Annotated in this window: 11 protein-coding genes and 3 pseudogenes; 8 read left to right on the top strand and 6 right to left on the bottom strand. The window is 71.6% G+C overall.

From position 1 onward, the window contains the following. The first annotated feature begins 18 nt into the window (after nt 1-18). Together ACWD1U_RS01035 and ACWD1U_RS01030 are read left to right on the top strand one after the other, a co-directional pair. Entirely contained in the window at nt 19-2868 is a 2850-nt protein-coding gene (locus ACWD1U_RS01035; protein ID WP_451103550.1) for a DEAD/DEAH box helicase, read from the top strand. A 40-nt stretch (nt 2869-2908) separates the two neighbouring features. Next, complete coding sequence (locus ACWD1U_RS01030; protein ID WP_451103549.1) at nt 2909-5548, top strand: SWIM zinc finger family protein; 2640 nt, start codon at nt 2909-2911, stop codon at nt 5546-5548. Nucleotides 5549-5635: 87 nt separating this feature from the next. Here ACWD1U_RS01030 and ACWD1U_RS01025 read toward each other — a convergent pair whose 3' ends face one another. Both ACWD1U_RS01025 and ACWD1U_RS01020 read right to left on the bottom strand, forming a co-directional pair. Beyond that, on the bottom strand, nt 5636-6328 hold the full coding sequence (locus tag ACWD1U_RS01025; RefSeq protein ID WP_451103548.1) for a CPBP family glutamic-type intramembrane protease: 693 nt from the start codon (nt 6326-6328) through the stop codon (nt 5636-5638). A gap of 380 nt (nt 6329-6708) precedes the next feature. Then, nucleotides 6709-6876, bottom strand: a complete 168-nt coding sequence (locus ACWD1U_RS01020) for a hypothetical protein (RefSeq protein ID WP_451103547.1) — start codon at nt 6874-6876, stop codon at nt 6709-6711. A 236-nt stretch (nt 6877-7112) separates the two neighbouring features. Here ACWD1U_RS01020 and ACWD1U_RS01015 point away from each other — a divergent pair. The 3 pseudogenes from ACWD1U_RS01015 to ACWD1U_RS01005 form a co-directional block, all read left to right on the top strand. Then, a pseudogene (locus ACWD1U_RS01015) lies at nt 7113-7512 on the top strand (DUF6192 family protein); the annotation flags it as partial. Nucleotides 7513-7519: 7 nt separating this feature from the next. Continuing rightward, a pseudogene (locus ACWD1U_RS01010) lies at nt 7520-7717 on the top strand (RacP protein); the annotation flags it as partial. Further along, nucleotides 7698-8108: pseudogene (locus ACWD1U_RS01005) on the top strand (transposase); the annotation flags it as partial. The pseudogenes ACWD1U_RS01010 and ACWD1U_RS01005, both read left to right, overlap by 20 nt. Before the next feature lie 237 nt (nt 8109-8345). On the opposite strand, the gene ACWD1U_RS01000 reads toward ACWD1U_RS01005, so the two are convergent. The 3 genes from ACWD1U_RS01000 to ACWD1U_RS00990 form a co-directional block, all read right to left on the bottom strand. Then, a complete protein-coding gene (locus ACWD1U_RS01000) occupies nt 8346-8918 on the bottom strand; it encodes a TetR/AcrR family transcriptional regulator (RefSeq protein WP_451103953.1) in 573 nt (190 codons plus the stop codon). 5 nt (nt 8919-8923) lie between these two features. Beyond that, on the bottom strand, nt 8924-10477 hold the full coding sequence (locus ACWD1U_RS00995) for an MFS transporter (protein WP_451103546.1): 1554 nt from the start codon (nt 10475-10477) through the stop codon (nt 8924-8926). Nucleotides 10478-11032: 555 nt separating this feature from the next. Further along, nucleotides 11033-11248 carry a hypothetical protein gene (locus tag ACWD1U_RS00990; protein WP_451103545.1) on the bottom strand — a complete coding sequence of 72 codons (216 nt, stop codon included), beginning with the start codon at nt 11246-11248 and terminating at the stop codon, nt 11033-11035. Nucleotides 11249-11417: 169 nt separating this feature from the next. Between ACWD1U_RS00990 and ACWD1U_RS00985 the strand changes: the two genes are divergently transcribed. Both ACWD1U_RS00985 and ACWD1U_RS00980 read left to right on the top strand, forming a co-directional pair. Beyond that, nucleotides 11418-11573 (top strand): hypothetical protein, encoded by a 156-nt coding sequence (locus tag ACWD1U_RS00985; RefSeq protein WP_451103544.1) that lies wholly within the window; start codon nt 11418-11420, stop codon nt 11571-11573. Then, nucleotides 11554-11958, top strand: coding sequence for a CorA family divalent cation transporter (locus ACWD1U_RS00980; RefSeq protein ID WP_451103543.1), 405 nt, complete (start codon nt 11554-11556; stop codon nt 11956-11958). Before ACWD1U_RS00985 ends, ACWD1U_RS00980 begins: the two co-directional genes overlap by 20 nt. Nucleotides 11959-12439: 481 nt before the next feature. On the opposite strand, the gene ACWD1U_RS00975 is transcribed toward ACWD1U_RS00980, so the two are convergent. After that, nucleotides 12440-13945: a S53 family peptidase gene (locus ACWD1U_RS00975; RefSeq protein ID WP_451103542.1), complete on the bottom strand. Its 1506-nt coding sequence runs from the start codon at nt 13943-13945 to the stop codon at nt 12440-12442. 468 nt (nt 13946-14413) lie between these two features. On the opposite strand from ACWD1U_RS00975, the gene ACWD1U_RS00970 reads away from it, so the two are divergent. Further along, on the top strand, nt 14414-15493 hold the full coding sequence (locus tag ACWD1U_RS00970; RefSeq protein WP_451103541.1) for a BMP family lipoprotein: 1080 nt from the start codon (nt 14414-14416) through the stop codon (nt 15491-15493). The last annotated feature ends 17 nt before the right edge of the window (nt 15494-15510 follow it).

Below are 15510 nucleotides of genomic sequence, written 5' to 3'. Positions count from 1 at the left end.
CGGGAGGTGGCAGGACGTATGGGCGACACGGCTGCGGTGGCCGAGCGGGCGGGGGACGCGGCGGTCCCGGCCCGGTTCCCGGCCGTCTTCCTTCCCGCACCACTCCCGCGCGACGGGCGGGTCGTCTTCTGGGACCCCGAGGGCGAGCCGCTGCCCGCAGCGGACGCCGAGGACGCGGAGGACACCGAGCTGACCGTCGTACGACGGCACGGCGCGGGCGTCCGGCGGCGCACCACCCCGGCGCTGTCCCTCCCGCTGGACGCGGCCCTGCCGCTCCTGGTGCGCGCCCGGCACGACCCCGCGGCCCACCCCGCCACCGCCTGCTGGGGAGCGGCCGCCCTGCACGCCCTGCGGCTCACCGCGCGGGGCCGGCTGCTGCCGGGCCTGACCGCCACCGGCCACGACGCCTGGCGCGCCGGCCCCCTCGACCCGGACGACATCGCGCACCTGCGCGCGGTGGCCGCAGCCCTGCCGTACGAGGGGCACGCGATGCCGCTGCCCGGCCCGCGCCCCATCCGCCTGCCCGAGCCGGAAGCACTCATCCGCGCCTTCCTCGACGCGGTCGCCGACACACTGCCCCGCACCCCGGCCGCGCCCCACACCTCCGGCAGGCCCTTCGCCGCCCGCGAGGCCCATCATCTGCCCGCCGCCCACGACTGGGCCGCCGAGGTCGCCGCCGGCATGGACGCGGGCGTGCGGATCTCGCTCCGCCTGGACCTGTCGGCCTACGACCTGTTCGACGGCGCCTCCGACGGCGGCGCCCGCAGTGCAGGCGCGGCCGTCGTCCAGGTGCACAGCCTCGCCGACCCCACCCTCGTGGCCGACGCGGCAGCCCTGTGGGCGGGCGAGGCCGACGACGCCTTCGGCCCTCGCGCGCGGGTGGACGCGGCCCTCGCCGTCCGCCGGGCGGCCCGGATCTGGCCCCCGCTCGACCGGCTCACCGACCAGGACGTGCCCGACGTGCTGGCGCTGACCGAGGACGAGCTGAGCGACCTGCTCGGTGTCGCGGCCACGCGGCTCGCCGCGGCCGGGGTCGCCGTGCACTGGCCGCGGGACCTGGCGCAGGACCTGTCCGCCGCGGCGGTGGTCCGTCCGGCGCCCGGCTCGGCGACCGACGGCGCCGGTTTCTTCGAGAGCGAGGACCTGCTCGGCTTCCGCTGGCAGTTGGCGCTCGGCGGCGACCCGCTCACCGACGCCGAGATGGACACCCTCGCCGAGGCCCACCGCCCGGTGGTCCGCCTGCGCGACCAGTGGGTGCTCGTCGACCCGGCCCTCGTCCGCAAGGCCCGCAAGCGGGACCTGGGTCTGCTCGACCCGGTCGACGCCCTGTCCGTCGCCCTCACCGGCGCCGCCGAGGTGGACGGCGAGACCGTCGAGGCCGTACCCGTCGGCGCCCTGGCGACCCTGCGGGACCGCCTGACCGCCGGGATCCGCCCGGCCGAGCCGCCCCCGGGCCTGCACGCCACCCTCCGCGACTACCAGCTCCGCGGCCTGGGCTGGCTCGACCTGATGACATCCCTCGGCCTCGGCGGCTGCCTCGCCGACGACATGGGCCTCGGCAAGACCGTCACGCTCATCGCCCTGCACCTGAAGCGGGCCCGCCGCGAACCGACCCTGGTCGTCTGCCCGGCCTCGCTGCTCGGCAACTGGCAGCGGGAGATCACCCGCTTCGCCCCCGGCGTCCCCGTCCGCCGCTTCCACGGCCCCGACCGCAGCCTGGACGGCCTGGACGGCGGCTTCGTCCTCACCACGTACGGCACGATGCGCTCGGCGGCCCCCGCCCTGGCCGAGCAGGCCTGGGGCATGGTCGTCGCCGACGAGGCACAACACGTCAAGAACCCCTACTCCGCGACGGCCAAGGCCCTGCGCACCATCCCGTCCCCCGCGCGCGTCGCTCTCACCGGCACGCCCGTCGAGAACAACCTCTCGGAGCTGTGGGCGCTGCTCGACTGGACGACGCCGGGCCTGCTCGGCCCGCTGAAGTCCTTCCGCGCCCGGCACGCCCGAGCGGTGGAGAGCGGCGAGGACGAGGAGGCGGTGGAGCGCCTCGCCCGCCTGGTCCGGCCCTTCCTGCTGCGCCGCAAGAAGTCCGACCCGGGCATCGTCCCCGAACTGCCGCCCAAGACGGAGACCGATCACCCGGTCCCGCTCACCCGTGAACAGGCCGCGCTGTACGAGGCGGTGGTCCGCGAGTCGATGCTCGCCATCGAGACCTCCGAGGGCATGGCCCGGCGGGGCCTGGTCCTCAAGCTCCTGACCTCGCTGAAGCAGATCTGCAACCACCCCGCGCTGTACCTGAAGGAGGACCACGCCCTGCCCGGCGGTGACCGGCTCGCTGCCCGCTCCGGCAAACTCGCGTTGCTGGACGAGCTCTTGGACACCCTGCTCGCTGAAGACGGCTCCGCTCTGGTCTTCACCCAGTACGTCGGGATGGCCCGCCTGATCACCTCCCACCTGGCCACCCGGGCGGTCCCGGTCGACCTCCTCCACGGCGGCACCCCGGTCCCGGAGCGGGAGCGCATGGTGGACCGCTTCCAGTCCGGCGCGACCCCGGTCCTGGTGCTGTCGCTCAAGGCGGCGGGCACGGGTCTGAACCTCACCCGCGCGGGCCACGTCGTCCACTTCGACCGCTGGTGGAACCCGGCCGTCGAGGAGCAGGCCACCGACCGCGCCTACCGCATCGGCCAGACCCAGCCCGTCCAGGTCCACCGACTCATCACCGAGGGCACGGTCGAGGACCGCATCGCCGAGATGCTCCACGCCAAGCGCGCCCTGGCGGACGCGATCCTCGGCTCGGGTGAGTCGTCCCTCACGGAACTGACGGACCGCGAGCTGTCGGACCTGGTGTCCCTGCGGAGGTCGTCATGACGCCCTGCCAGCGCCTCCTCCCGCCCCCGGGGAGGACGTCATGAGCGCCCGTCCGGCCGACGAGGCCCGCCGGGCCCTGCGGGCGGCCCGGGAGCGGGCGGCGGCGCAGGCCCCGGAGACGGATCCGGCGGCCCGACCGGCACCGTCCGCGGCCCCGGAAGCTGCCGGCCAGGAGAGCACCCGACCGGGAGACGCGGCCCGCGAGGCACTGCGGAGGGCGGTGTCCGGGCACCGGGGGAGCGGCCGGGGCGGTGAGGGCCGGGCGAGCGAGGAGGGCGCTCCGGCTGATGCCGGTGCGCCCGAGGACACCCCGGCAGCGGGAACACCCTCGTCGGAGCCGGACACGTTCGCCGATCCGCCGGAGGGCCCGGTGGGGACCTCGTCGGCCGGCGCACCCACGGGTGCGGAGGAAGACGAGCGGGCTTCGGCTGCTCGGGGCGGCAGCGACACCGACCGGTCCGAGTCCCGCGCGGCGGACATCGCGCGCGAGGCGCTGCGCGCGGCGCGGGACGACGCGCGGCGGGCGAGGGAAGAGACAGAGAGGGAAGGCGCCCGGCGAAGGCGCCGGGCCCGGCAGAGCGCGGTCGACGAGAGGGCGGCGGCCGCGCGGCGGGCGCGCGAACACGCCGGCGGCGGGGGAGCGCGTGACGTGCGGGAGTTGCTGTCCGACGCGTTCCGGATGCCGGGCCTGTCCAACGAGCCGGACGCGACGTCCGACGACCCTGACGAGACGACCGGACAGGGGAGCTCGTCCCCTCGTATGACCGACTTGCTGCGCGGGCCTGCCGCTCCGAATCCGGAGAGCCCGGACCGCACGGGGAGCCCGGGAACGCCGCCGGAGCACTCGGCTCCTCCGGCTGAGACCGGGGAGTCGGAGCGCCGGGGCCGCCTCGCGTCCGGTACCGGCGATCCGGCGTCCCGGGACTTCGTGTCCGAGACCGGTGACCCGGCGTTCCGGGGTTTCGAACCCGAGACCCGTGGCCTCGCGCCGCGTGGCCACGCGCCCGGAGCCGGTGGCATGGTGTCCCGGGATTTCGCGTCCGGAACCGGTGATCCGGCGTCCCGGGATTTCGCGTCCGGAACCGGTGATCCGGCGTCCCGGGACTCCGTGTCCGGAACCGATCCGGCGTCCCGAAACTCCGTGTCCCGAACCGGTGATGCGGCGGCCGGGGACCCCGCCACGGGATCAGACCACCCGGCGACACCAGCCCCGACCTCAGCCCCGGGCGCCGCCTCGACGTCAGCCCCGGGCGGGGCCCCGACCCGCACCCCCGGGCTCAGCCACCCGGCGGCACCAGCCCCTACCTCAGCCCTGGGCGCGGCCCCGCCCCGCGCCCCTGGCACCAGTCACCCGGAGACCCCGACCCCCGGGACCACCAACCCCACCCGCTCCCGCTCCACCCCCCGCACAACCCTCCGCTCCATGGCCGCCCCCGACCGCGACAACGACCTCCGCCGCACCTTCCCGCGCTTCCCGCCCCGGCAGGGCGAGACCTTCGCCGCGAGCTGGTGGGGGAACGCCTGGGTCGCCGCGCTTGAGCAGGGCGCGCTGGACGCCAAGCGGCTGGAGCGCGGGCGGGGATACGCCGAGCAGGGGAACGTCGACGCCATCACGGTGACCCCGGGGCTCGTCCTGGCGTACGTGCAGGGCAGCCGCCCCCGCCCGTACCGCGTCCAGGTGCGGCTGCGCACGCTCGACGACACCGACTGGGACCGTCTCCTGGACGTCGCGGCCGACCGTCCCGGGCACATCGCCGCGCTCCTCGACAAGGAGATGCCCCAGTCCCTGGCCGACTGCGGAGTCCCCCTGCTTCCCGGCCCCGGTGACCTGGAGCCGCGGTGCAGCTGTCCCGACCGCGCACACCCCTGCAAGCACGCCGCCGCCCTCTGCTACCAGACCGCCCGGCTGCTCGACACCGACCCCTTCGTCCTGCTCCTGCTGCGCGGCCGGGGCGAACGGGAACTCCTGGACGCGCTGTCCCGGCTGAGCGCCACCCGTGCGGCGCGCGCCGCCCAGGACAAGGAACCGGCACCGACGCCCGGAGTGCGAGCCACCGAGGTCCTCGCGGCGCGCACCCTGCCGCCCCTCCCCGCGCCGCTGCCCCCGCCCCCGCACCCCGAGCAGCCCCCGGCCTACCCGGCGTCCCCCGGCGGCCCGGACCCCTTCGCGTTGGACCAGCTGGCCACGGACGCCGCCGCCCGGGCCCACGCCCTGCTCACCACCGGCCGTGACCCGGTCGGGCAGCTGACCTTCTGGCAGGACGCGGTCCGCCTGGCCGCGGCCCGGCCCGGGGCGGGGCTCACCGCGGGCACCCGGGCGCTCTACTCCTCCCTCGCCTCCGCGGCCGGCCGCACCCCGTCCGAGCTGGCCCGCGCGGTCGCCGCCTGGCGCCAGGGCGGACCCGAGGGCCTCGCCGTACTGGAGGAGCCGTGGGACCCGCCGGCCGGCCGTTTCGACCGGGCCCGGCCGCTTCTCCTCGCCGCCGACCTGCCCGCCTTCCGCCCCTGGCGCAACCACCTCACCCACCCGCACGGCCACATCCAGCTCCGCCTCGGCCGCGACGGCCTGTGGTACGCCTACGAGTCCGAGCCGGGTCGCGAGGACTGGTGGCCCCGCGGCACCCCCGACCTTGACCCGGTCGGCGCCCTGACCGGCCTCGGCCTGCCGAGCGACCTCTGAGGGCGCCCGGTGGGGCATGTGCGTGCCGGCAGCTGGGCGAGGGGCTGGCCGGAAACCACCGCCTGTGGTGCATCCAGCGCTGCGGCGTCAGCCCTCGCCCCGCCACCGAGGTGCGGCCCAGGCCAGCACATAGCCGAAGCCGTTGACGGCCCAGTGCAGCGCCGCGGGCGCGAGCAGACTGCCGGACCGGCGCCGCAGCTCGCACAGGACGACCCCGGCTGCGGTCGTGGCGACGACCGCGGCCGCGACCGACAGCGCGCTGCCTGCCGGTCCCGTACCGAGGACCGCTGCGGCCGCGTTGGCCCGGCTCAGCCCGCGCGAGGGAAGCACATGCCAGAGCCCGAACAGCGACGACGAGACGGCCGTCGCCCACGCGATACCACGCCGACGCCGCACCATGGCCCACAGGACACCGCGGAAGGCGACCTCCTCCAGCAGCACGGTGCCGACCGGAACCCGGATCAGCACCCGCCACAGCAGCTGCCCGAGGGTCAGGCCCGCGGCGCGCTCGTCTTCGAACGCCGCCCTGGTGGCCGGCAGGGCAAGCCCGATCAAGAAGACGGCGAGAACCGCGCCCACCAGGACCGATGCCCATCGCAGCCCCCGGTACAAGGCAGCCGTGTCGAGCCCGAGATCGGCGGGGGTGAGACCGTCCCACCGGGCGATCAGCAGGAGTGCGGCAGCCGTGACGACGCAGGTGAGTACGTAGGCGCCGGGCGCGAGCCAATTGTTGAGCAGGTTCGCGGCCACCAGGACGGCGAGGACACAGAACATGCGCATGGCGTCACCAGCATTCCGCGATCCGCCCCGAGAGCGGGATGACGGGCGCGAGTGCGCTCGCGACGGCGGTGTGCCATGGCCGTCCACCCCAGAGTGAAGGGCAGGCCGCCCAGGGCTCCCCGAGGGCGGCCGTCCCGACACCTCGAAGAACGCGCCTTCGCTGTCGAAGAGCTGCGTGACGATCTGAAAGGAGAAGACGATCTGACGAGCGCGAACGTGGAGAAGCCGACGAGCCGACACCGGCCGAGGGCCATGCCGACCAGGAACCCGCGAGGGGGCGAAGCGGACGCCCTGTCGCCCTGGGGCTACAGGGCGTCACACCGAACGTCCGGGCGAGCGTCCGCTCGGCACGTGTGGGTCGGCACTCGCGTGGGACTGGGTCACCGACGCCGGTGCCGCCGTTCCTGCAGCCTCTTCATCTGGTCCTCGAGGAGCTTGTTGCGTCCCTGGGTCTTGTGGCGCGCCTTGCCGCGCTGACCGCCCTGACCTTTGTGCAGCAAGCTGTCGGCCATGTCCTTGGCCCGCTGCCTCATCTCTGCTACGCCCATGACCGCACCTCCTGCACTGCCGTGAGTTCCAGAGTGGCATCCGGTCGGGGTCCTCGCATCCGGCGGCGCCCTCACATCGCGGCACCCCGCCGGGAGACCACCGGTCGCTGGTCCGCCGGTGGGGCTGCTCATGGCCCTCCTGACGGCGGCCTCGGTCTATAAGTGCGTGTTTCTGATCCCCGGTTCTGAGTAGCCTGGAGCCCTACGCTGGCGTCGTGTCCCGGAGCGCCGGTCGGGCCGCGACTGCGGTCACCGGCTTGCTGCGCAGGCCGGACGTCGCCTTCAGGGCGATGAGCGACGACACCGCCCGCTTCCAGGTCAACCAGGCCCAGGCCGAACGCGGCCGGCAGGCCCGCGAGGACTTCGACCGCACCAGTCCCGTCGCACCGGCGATCCGCGCGATCGACCGGTCGGGTGGAGTTCCTGGACCTGGTCACCGCCTGCCACTCCTGCGTCGCAGCCACCGGCCGGACCGTTCCCGGCCTGCGTGACCGCACCCTGAACGACGACGAACGCACGATCGTGCACCAGAACGTCGCCAAGGCGCGGGCCACCCTCGACTGGATCGAACAGGCAGTCGACACGGGCAAGGTCGACATGGATGACGAGCTAACCCGTCTGCTGAAGGGCGAGTAGGCATGCCCGCGCCTCGCGGCGACGGGGCGATGCAGCCAGACGCCACGCGGACACCCTCAGGTTCGTGCTATTCGAGGCCAGACCCGCCGGCCTCGAATTCCATCAGCTGGTACGCGCCAGCGACCTGAGCCCGAGCCAGGTCCGCTCGGGGCTTGCCGCGTTGAAGGACCAGGCCGCCGAGCGGGGTCGTCGACACCCGTGGCCTGCCCCTCATGGTCATGGTCACCCACGCCGATCTGCATGACGCCGCGGCGGCCAAGGAAGTCCTCTGCCGTCTGCGCCTGATGCACCCCGAGATCACGATCGTGTGGGCCGACTCGGCCTATGCCGGGAAGCTTGTCGACTGGGCGAAACAGCACCTCAACCTGACGATCAAGCCGGTCAGCCGTCCCAAGGACGCCTCCGGCTTCGTTGTGCTGCCACGTCGCCGGGTGGTCGAGAGGTCGCTCGCGTGGATGATGCATGCCCGCCGCCACGCAAGGGACTACGAACGGCTCATCCAGCACTCCGGGACCCTGATCACTTGGGCCGCCATCACCCTCATGACCAGGCGCCTCTCACGGAAAGGCGCCACACCCAGCTGGCCGAGGAAGCCGCCGTCGGCCGACGGCTGAACGGGGGCGTCCCCCGCGCCCGGTCAGGTTGGATCAGCCGGACAGTGGGGCCACTGGCCCGGTGGCCTGCGGGTTTTCAGTCTCAGACCTCGGCGGCCACCCGCAACTCCCCGCACCCCATGCCTTCCGCGCGTGCGGCGGCTGGTACCAGAGACTGCTAGCTGTTGCGGGGCAGGACATTCGTGACGCCGGTCAGGACTCGTTAATGTCGGCAAGACGCTATTGGCGAGTTCGCTGTAGTGCTTTGCTGAGGACGGCGCGGATGTGGTCTGGGTCGGCCTCGTCGTTGTTGAGGAGGATGGCTGCGCACAGGCCGTCGGACAGGGCGACGAAGGCTTCAATCACATCGGGATCGTCGGTGTGTGTTCGGGCAAGTTCCGCGACGTTGTCGCGCCAGCGTCGTGCTACTGGTCGTAGGGCGGGTCGGCGAGCCGCCAGGGTCGACAATTCCCGTTCGGCGAGTGCACGCGCCCGGCCCGGGCCGGCGGATTCGGCGATGAGTTGAGCAAGACCGTCGAGTGGGTCGTCCTCGGACTCGATGATTTGACGGATGCGGTGGGTGTACTCATCCGTGACGCTGGTCAGGGCGGCGACCAACAGGTCGTCCAAGGTCGCGAAGTAGTAGAGGGTCAGACTGGTGGTGATCCCCGCCTCCTTGGCGACGGTGCGGTGGGTGACACCAGTGGCGCCGTCGCGGCGGACGATCGCGAGCGTTGCCTCGATAATCTGGGCCCGGCGGCGTTGACCGCGTAGTTTGCGCCCATCGACAGTGTCGTGTTCAGCCGCCATCATCTCGCTCACCAGGTGTCGCCGCTCTTGCTTGTCGAGGCTATCGGCTCCGCCTCACGGTCGGCGTCGCCGAGGGGCCGGAGGTGTCGCAGTGTCGTAAAGCAGGCCAGCGAAGCAGCCGTCATGGCGATGCCTGCTACCACCGCGGTGGTGTTGAGTCCGCTGGTGAACGCGGTTCGTGCGTGGTCGAGAGCCCGGGCTGGCAGCTGGTTCGTAAGGGAGGAGGCTCCGGAGAGACTGTCGCTGTAGGTATCCGCCGCGGATGGGGATAGCCCGGACGGGGCCTCGGCCTTGCTTCGGTAGATCGCGGTGGTGAGGCTTCCCAGGAGTGCAACCCCTGCCGCGATGCCAAGTTCTTGAACGGTCTCGGAGAGAGCGGCCGCCGATCCGGACTGCTCCGACGGTGCCGCACCCACGACGATCTCGGTACCGAGCGCGGCGATGACCCCGAGTCCGAGGTAGGCGAACGCGAATCCAGTGATCACGCTCAGCTTGCTGTCCGTCCCTGCGAGGGCGAGCAGGGCGTATCCGGACAGCGACAGCACCAAGGTGGCCGACATGACGACGCCAGGTGACACGCGACCGGCCATGAGCGGGGCACCGATGGCGCCGATGAGCATAGCCAGTGCGGGCGGCCCCATCCACAGGCCAGCCGCCGTCGGCGAGAGGCCTTCGACGAGTTGCAGGTACTGGGTGACCAGGAACATCACTCCGCCGAACCCGACCAGGCCGATCAACAAGACGGACAGAGCTGCGGAGAAGACCCCACTGGCAAAGAGTTTCATGTCCAGCAGCGGCTCGCTTAGGCGCAGCTGACGACGGACGAACGCGACTGCGGCGCTACCACCGACGAGGACAGCGGCCAATGCCTGGATGTCGACGCCGCCGGCGGCCGCATGCTTGATCGCGTAGATGATCGGCAGCATCGCCGCGAGGGACAGCCCAACGCTCAGTAGGTCGAGACGACCGGCGGGAGCCCGGTACTCCGGCAGCAGCACCGGTGCACCAGCCAGCACCAGCATCGCAACCGGCACGGCGATGAGGAAGACTGCGCCCCACCAGAAGCTGGCGACCAGTGCCCCGCCCGCGACTGGGCCTGCCGCCATCCCCAGGGCAAACATTGTTGCCCATACGCCGATCGCCAACGCCCGCTGCCGAACGTTGGTGAACATGTTGCTGATCAGCGACAGTGTCGAGGGCATGAGCGTTGCGCCGGCCACTCCGAGCAGTGCCCGCGCCACGATCAGCCATAGGGCGCTGGGAGCGAACGCTGCAAAGACCGAGGTTGCGCCAAATGCCGCCGCTCCGATCATCAGCAACCGGCGCCGTCCGATCCGGTCGCCCAATGTCCCCATCGTGATCAGGAAGCCCGCGATGAGGAAGCCGTAGGCATCCATGATCCACAGCGTCTCCGTCGCGGTCGGATTCAGGTCCGCGGCCAGGCTCGGAAGGACGAGGTAGAGCGCCGTCACATCGAGCCCCAGCAGCATGGTCGGCAGCGCCAACAGCGCAAGACCAATCCACTCGCGCCGCCCAGCGCGCGCTGGCTGTCCCATGCTCATCACGCCCCACCCTCAGTAGTTGAACTCACGTACTACTTGTACCATAGTTCAGTTATGACGAGCGAGAAGTGCGGGGCTGGGAGACACAGGAACGCGCCCCTCAGCGTGGAGGGTCGACGGCGACGCCTGAATTCAGGTTCTTAAACCTTTGGTGCCGGAGCCACGGAGGGGTACCACGCCCGCGATCATGAACGGCTGTGGATGATGTGCTCCTCCAGGACCTGTTGATCCACCAGATCGAAGGCGCTGCACTTGAACAGGTAGTGCTCGAGGGCGAGTTGGTGGTCGTGCGGGCCCGTGCATCGGCGGAGCGGGCCGCGTGTCGGGGATACCGGTAAGAACCGTGTCACCAGCCACTAACGGCACCCAGCGTGACAGCACCAGCTCCCGCTGGCTGCCCCCTTCAGCACCAAATCACCTGCGGGATCAGAAACACGCACTACATAAGGGGTCCTTGGGTCCTTGCGCTATGCCCGCCCGGGTCGCGTGGTCTGGCGCCGCGCCTCACGTCCCGTCCGGCCCTCACCCGCCGGATCGAGGAGGTCCAGCACCCGGTCATGCCGCGTCGGCGACCCGCCGATGGCCGGACCCGCTGCCGACCGACTGCCCGGGTGGGCCTGTGCGCGGGACGAGGGACAAGTGGCGCCTGGTTTTGGCATGGCGCGCCGGCTGCCGGGGTGCGGTCTGCCCGAGCAGCCATTCCTCATAGCGGCCGAGTGCCAGGACCAGGCACAGCAGCCCCAAGGGCAGCAGGAAGGCGGCGAAGAGCACGACGACTCCTCTCGGAGGTGGCTTTTTCCATTCGGGTAGCCCCGCCCGGCGAGACGGAAAGCCAGACCGTGTGCAGGAAGTGTGACCCTCACGTGCGGGCGACGGGTCCGGCGGCTGCCCGTCGAGGGGCGGCAGGCATGTACTCGGCGGGGCGGTGCAGGCGTGGAGTATGAGGTGTGTCATCTACCGTGAGTCGCCGGGCGAGCCGGAGCAGGTGGACTGCGGGCAGGCCGACGGCGGCCTGGCGGCGGTGCTGGACAGTCTGAAGCGGGTCGGCGAACGCGAGTTCTGCCGGGTGAATCTGGATGGTTCTCGAATTCCGTGACGCCGTCCAGCCCTTGGTCCCGGTGGTGCAGGACTTCGCAGGCCCCCACGCCGGGTGGCCCGAGGAGATGCCGCCGTACTTCCGTGACGTCGCCGACCACACGCACCGCACCGACACCGAGGTGCGCTCCCTGGACGAGCTGCTCAACTCCGCCCCCGAGGCCCACCTCGCGCGGGTGGGGACCTGGCAGAACGACGACATGCGCCGCATCTCCTCCTGGGCCGCCATCCTGGCCACCCCGACCCTCGTCGCCGGCATCTACGGCATGAACTTCGCACACATGCCGGAACTGAGCTGGACGTACGGATACCCGGTCGCCATCGCCGTGATGGCCGGCGCCGCTGCCCTGCTGCACCGGACCTTCCGACGCAACGGCTGGCTGTGAACACCTGCCTCACTTCCGCCGGCCGACGGAAGTGAGGAGACACCCCTGCGGGTGCCGCTCTGAAAGGTGCCAGTCCTGAACGAGCTGATCGGCTTGACGGCGGGCCCGGGCCGGCAGCGCGCTGTGCGTTGCCAGGGCGTCGGGCGCGGCTTCGTCGGCGGACTGCTCGGTGCCGGTTCCCGAGGAGCGGGTCGGAGACGGCACCCGTACCGCCCCCGCGGTGACTGCCACGCATGCTTTCGCGGCTACCGGCTACCGGCTACCGGCGATCGCGGAGCGGGTCTGGTCGACCAGGCGTCCCAGCCGCAGGGGCGGCCTTCCTCCCCCCAGGACGAACTGGCGGTCGGCGGATGCCGGCGCCGGACTCGTCGAGGGCGAAAGTGCGGAACCGAGGGGGCCGGACACGGATTTCCGCGCCAGGCAGGGCAACGGGCAGCACGCCGTCGGCCGACGGCGCGCTGCCCGGCTGGGGCCCGGAAGGTCAGCCGCCGTGCACGGCGCTGACCAGGTCGGGCAGGAGCTTTGCCGCGTTCGGCGTGCCCAGTCCGGTGACGGGGTCCCATCCTGGGCCGGCCGAGTAGCCCGGGACCGACGTCTCGGCGGTGTTGTTGCCCACGGTGACGTCGTTGAAGTCGGCCGCGTAGCCGGCCGGGTCGGACGCGAGCTTGTACAGAGCCGGGTTGATCTGCCCGAGTCCGCCGTGGTTGATCTGGGCGGCGATGGAGACCAGGCCCGCCCACTGGGGACACGCCAGCGACGTGCCGCCGATGTCGTACCAGCCCGTGCTGCACGGTGTGCTGCCGCACTTCAGCCCGCTCTGGCCGTCGGGCGGGAGGGACAGGTACACCAGCGCTCCCGTCGACGGGCTCGCCTGAAGGGAGATGTCCGGAACGCCGCGCATGGCGCCGATGGCCGTGCTGCCGGCCGGCAGCACGCCCGACTGGTAGTCCGGCTTGGCGAAGACGCTGCTGTAGCCGCCGCCGGAGCCGGTCCAGCCGATCTCCGACTGGCCGGAGGCGTTCTGGCAGGCCCCCGGCGGAGAGACGCTGTCGACGACCCTGCCGCTGGTGGCACCCGGGGCGGTGCACAGGTTCGTGCCACCCACTCCGGTGACCAGCGGATCGGACGCCGGCCACTCGACAGCGGGACCGGAGAGCGTCGTCCCGCCCTGGCCCACCGGTGTCTTGGCCGAGCCGGCGCTGCCGTCGTCACCCGACGAGCCGAGAACGGTGACGCCGTTCTGTGCCGCCGATTTGAAGGCGTAGCGCAGGTTCTCGAGCGACCGGGCGCTGCCGAAGGCACCCTCCGCGGAGGCGAACGACTGCGAGATGACGGTCGCGAGGTGATGCTCGACGACGTACTGCTCGGCAGCCATCATCTGAGGCAGGCCCTGCACCCCGAGGGTCTCGGCGGTCGGGGTGGTCACCAGCAGGATGTTGGCGCCGGGTGCCATGGCATGGGCGGTCTCGACGTCGAGAGCCACCTCCAGCGCCCACGCGCTCTTGTCCTCCTGCCCGGGGCTGTTGCCCGTGGACGGCGGCGCTTTGGTGGCGGGCGAGCCCTGCAGGTGAAGCTCGCTGAAGGTCGGCATGCCGGACGCACAGCTGACGCCCTCTTCCCCGCACATGGGCGCGATGCCGAATGCCTGGTCGAAGACATGCAGGTCGTGGGCCATGGTGTCGCTGCCGTAGGAGTCGACGATGGCGATCGTCTGACCGCGTCCGTCGTTCCCGGCGGAGTGCAGCGGGCCCACGTTGTAGGCCGCCTGAATGGCCTGGGGAGTGAAGCAGCGGCGTCCCACTGACGCGCACTGGGGCTGGGTCGGCGGTGTCTGACCGGTCGTCACCTGCCTGTAGTCGGCCACCGTCGGCCGTACTTGCGGATAGATCGTCTGGTAGGCCGCGCTCGTCGCGGGCACGGCGCCCGCCGCCGCGAGACTGAGGGTGCCCACCCCCGCGAGCAGCCACCGTCTGATGGTGCGTGCCATCAGAGTCCTTCCTTGAGGCCGAAAGGGGACTTGCGTGTCCGCCACCTCAGGTGGGGGGTGGGACAGGGGGTGCGGACGTGGGGAGGCTAGCCCTCACGGCTAGCAGGCCGACACACTTGTCCTGTCAACAATGATCAAAGAATGGCCCACGACGAACCGGTGGTGCGGTGGTCCTCGGACATGACGACGGCGCGTCCTCGGCCCGGGCTCCCCTGGGCGACGGAAAGCCGGCGTTCAGCCCGTGCGGTATCACCGCCGGAGGTTATGTGACACACAACGACCGTCAACGGATTGTCCACGGTATTCCCTCGAATTCTCAACGCCCGCCAAATCTTGCGTAACCGCGCTTCTACGCGCGTTACCGTGCCGTTCATCCCGCGCCCGGCCCACTGCGCGGGGTGGTCGGACGTGAACGAGCAAGGGTGCCTTCCTCGCCGACCGGGAACGATCATCAGGCGAGGAGATGCCGTGAACAGAACGCTCCGTTTCGCTGCTCTGACGGCGACAGCGGCGCTGCTCACCGCCGGCTGCGCGACCAAGGCGCCGCCCACCAGCAGCATTGGCTCGTCCGCCGCCCCGGCGGCCGCCAAGTTCAGCGCCTGCATGGTGACCGACACCGGCGGTCTGGACGACAAGTCGTTCAACCAGTCCGCCTGGGCCGGCATGCAGCGGGCCAAGGCGGCCGGTACCGCGACGGTCTCGGTCGCTCAGTCCACGAGCGAGAACGACTACGTGGCGAACATCAACTCGTTCATCGGCAAGGGCTGCGGGATCATTCTGACCGTCGGCTACGACATGGCCAACGCGACGAACGCGGCAGCCAAGTCCCACCCCAAGCAGAAATTCGCGATCGTCGACAACGGCAGTCACGGCTCCAACGTGCGCGGCATCGAGTACAACACCGCCCAGAGCGCCTTTCTCGGCGGCTACCTGGCCGCCGGCATGACGAAGACCGGCAAGGTCGCCACCTGGGGTGGCGAGAACATGCCGACCGTCGACGTCTACATGGACGGCTTCTGGGAGGGCGTCCAGTACTACGACAAGCAGCACGGCAAGAACGTCAAGGTGCTGGGCTGGAACGAGAAGACCCAGCAGGGCTCCTTCGTCAACTCCTTCACCGACCAGAACGCCGGCAAGCAGCTCACGGCGACGTTCCAGCAGCAGGGCGCCGACATCGTCTTCCCCGTCGCCGGGAACGCCGGCCTCGGCGGGCTCGCGCAGGCCAAGGCGAGCAACGGCGCGCTCAACGCCATCTGGGTCGACACCGACGGCTGCGTGTCCGCCGCCCAGTACTGCGGGGTGCTGATCAGCACCGTGCAGAAGGGCATCGCCAACACGGTCGACGCCACCGTGAAGGACACGGCGTCCGGGCAGTTCAGCGCCAAGCCGTACGTCGGCACGCTCGCCGACGGCGGCACCGGACTCGCGCCGTACCACGACTTCGCGTCCAAGGTCCCGGCCTCGCTGACCTCCGAGATCGACAAGATCAAGGCGGAGATCATCGCGGGCAAGATCAAGATCACCTCGCGCAACCAGCCCACCAGCTGACAGACCGGCCGGTCACG

It is taken from the genome of Streptomyces sp. NPDC002788 (assembly GCF_053592115.1).
This window is presented reverse-complemented; position numbering and strand designations above follow the sequence as displayed.

Bases quoted from the DNA above. Each gene is read 5' to 3' on its own strand.
- ACWD1U_RS01035 (WP_451103550.1), top strand. From the start codon at position 19: ATGGGCGACACGGCTGCGGTGGCCGAGCGGGCGGGGGACGCGGCGGTC.
- ACWD1U_RS01025 (WP_451103548.1), bottom strand. From the start codon at position 6,328: ATGCGCATGTTCTGTGTCCTCGCCGTCCTGGTGGCCGCGAACCTGCTC.
- ACWD1U_RS01020 (WP_451103547.1), bottom strand. From the start codon at position 6,876: ATGGGCGTAGCAGAGATGAGGCAGCGGGCCAAGGACATGGCCGACAGC.
- ACWD1U_RS00985 (WP_451103544.1), top strand. From the start codon at position 11,418: ATGAGGTGTGTCATCTACCGTGAGTCGCCGGGCGAGCCGGAGCAGGTG.
- ACWD1U_RS00995 (WP_451103546.1), bottom strand. From the start codon at position 10,477: ATGAGCATGGGACAGCCAGCGCGCGCTGGGCGGCGCGAGTGGATTGGT.
- ACWD1U_RS00980 (WP_451103543.1), top strand. From the start codon at position 11,554: ATGGTTCTCGAATTCCGTGACGCCGTCCAGCCCTTGGTCCCGGTGGTG.
- ACWD1U_RS00975 (WP_451103542.1), bottom strand. From the start codon at position 13,945: ATGGCACGCACCATCAGACGGTGGCTGCTCGCGGGGGTGGGCACCCTC.
- ACWD1U_RS01000 (WP_451103953.1), bottom strand. From the start codon at position 8,918: ATGATGGCGGCTGAACACGACACTGTCGATGGGCGCAAACTACGCGGT.
- ACWD1U_RS01030 (WP_451103549.1), top strand. From the start codon at position 2,909: ATGAGCGCCCGTCCGGCCGACGAGGCCCGCCGGGCCCTGCGGGCGGCC.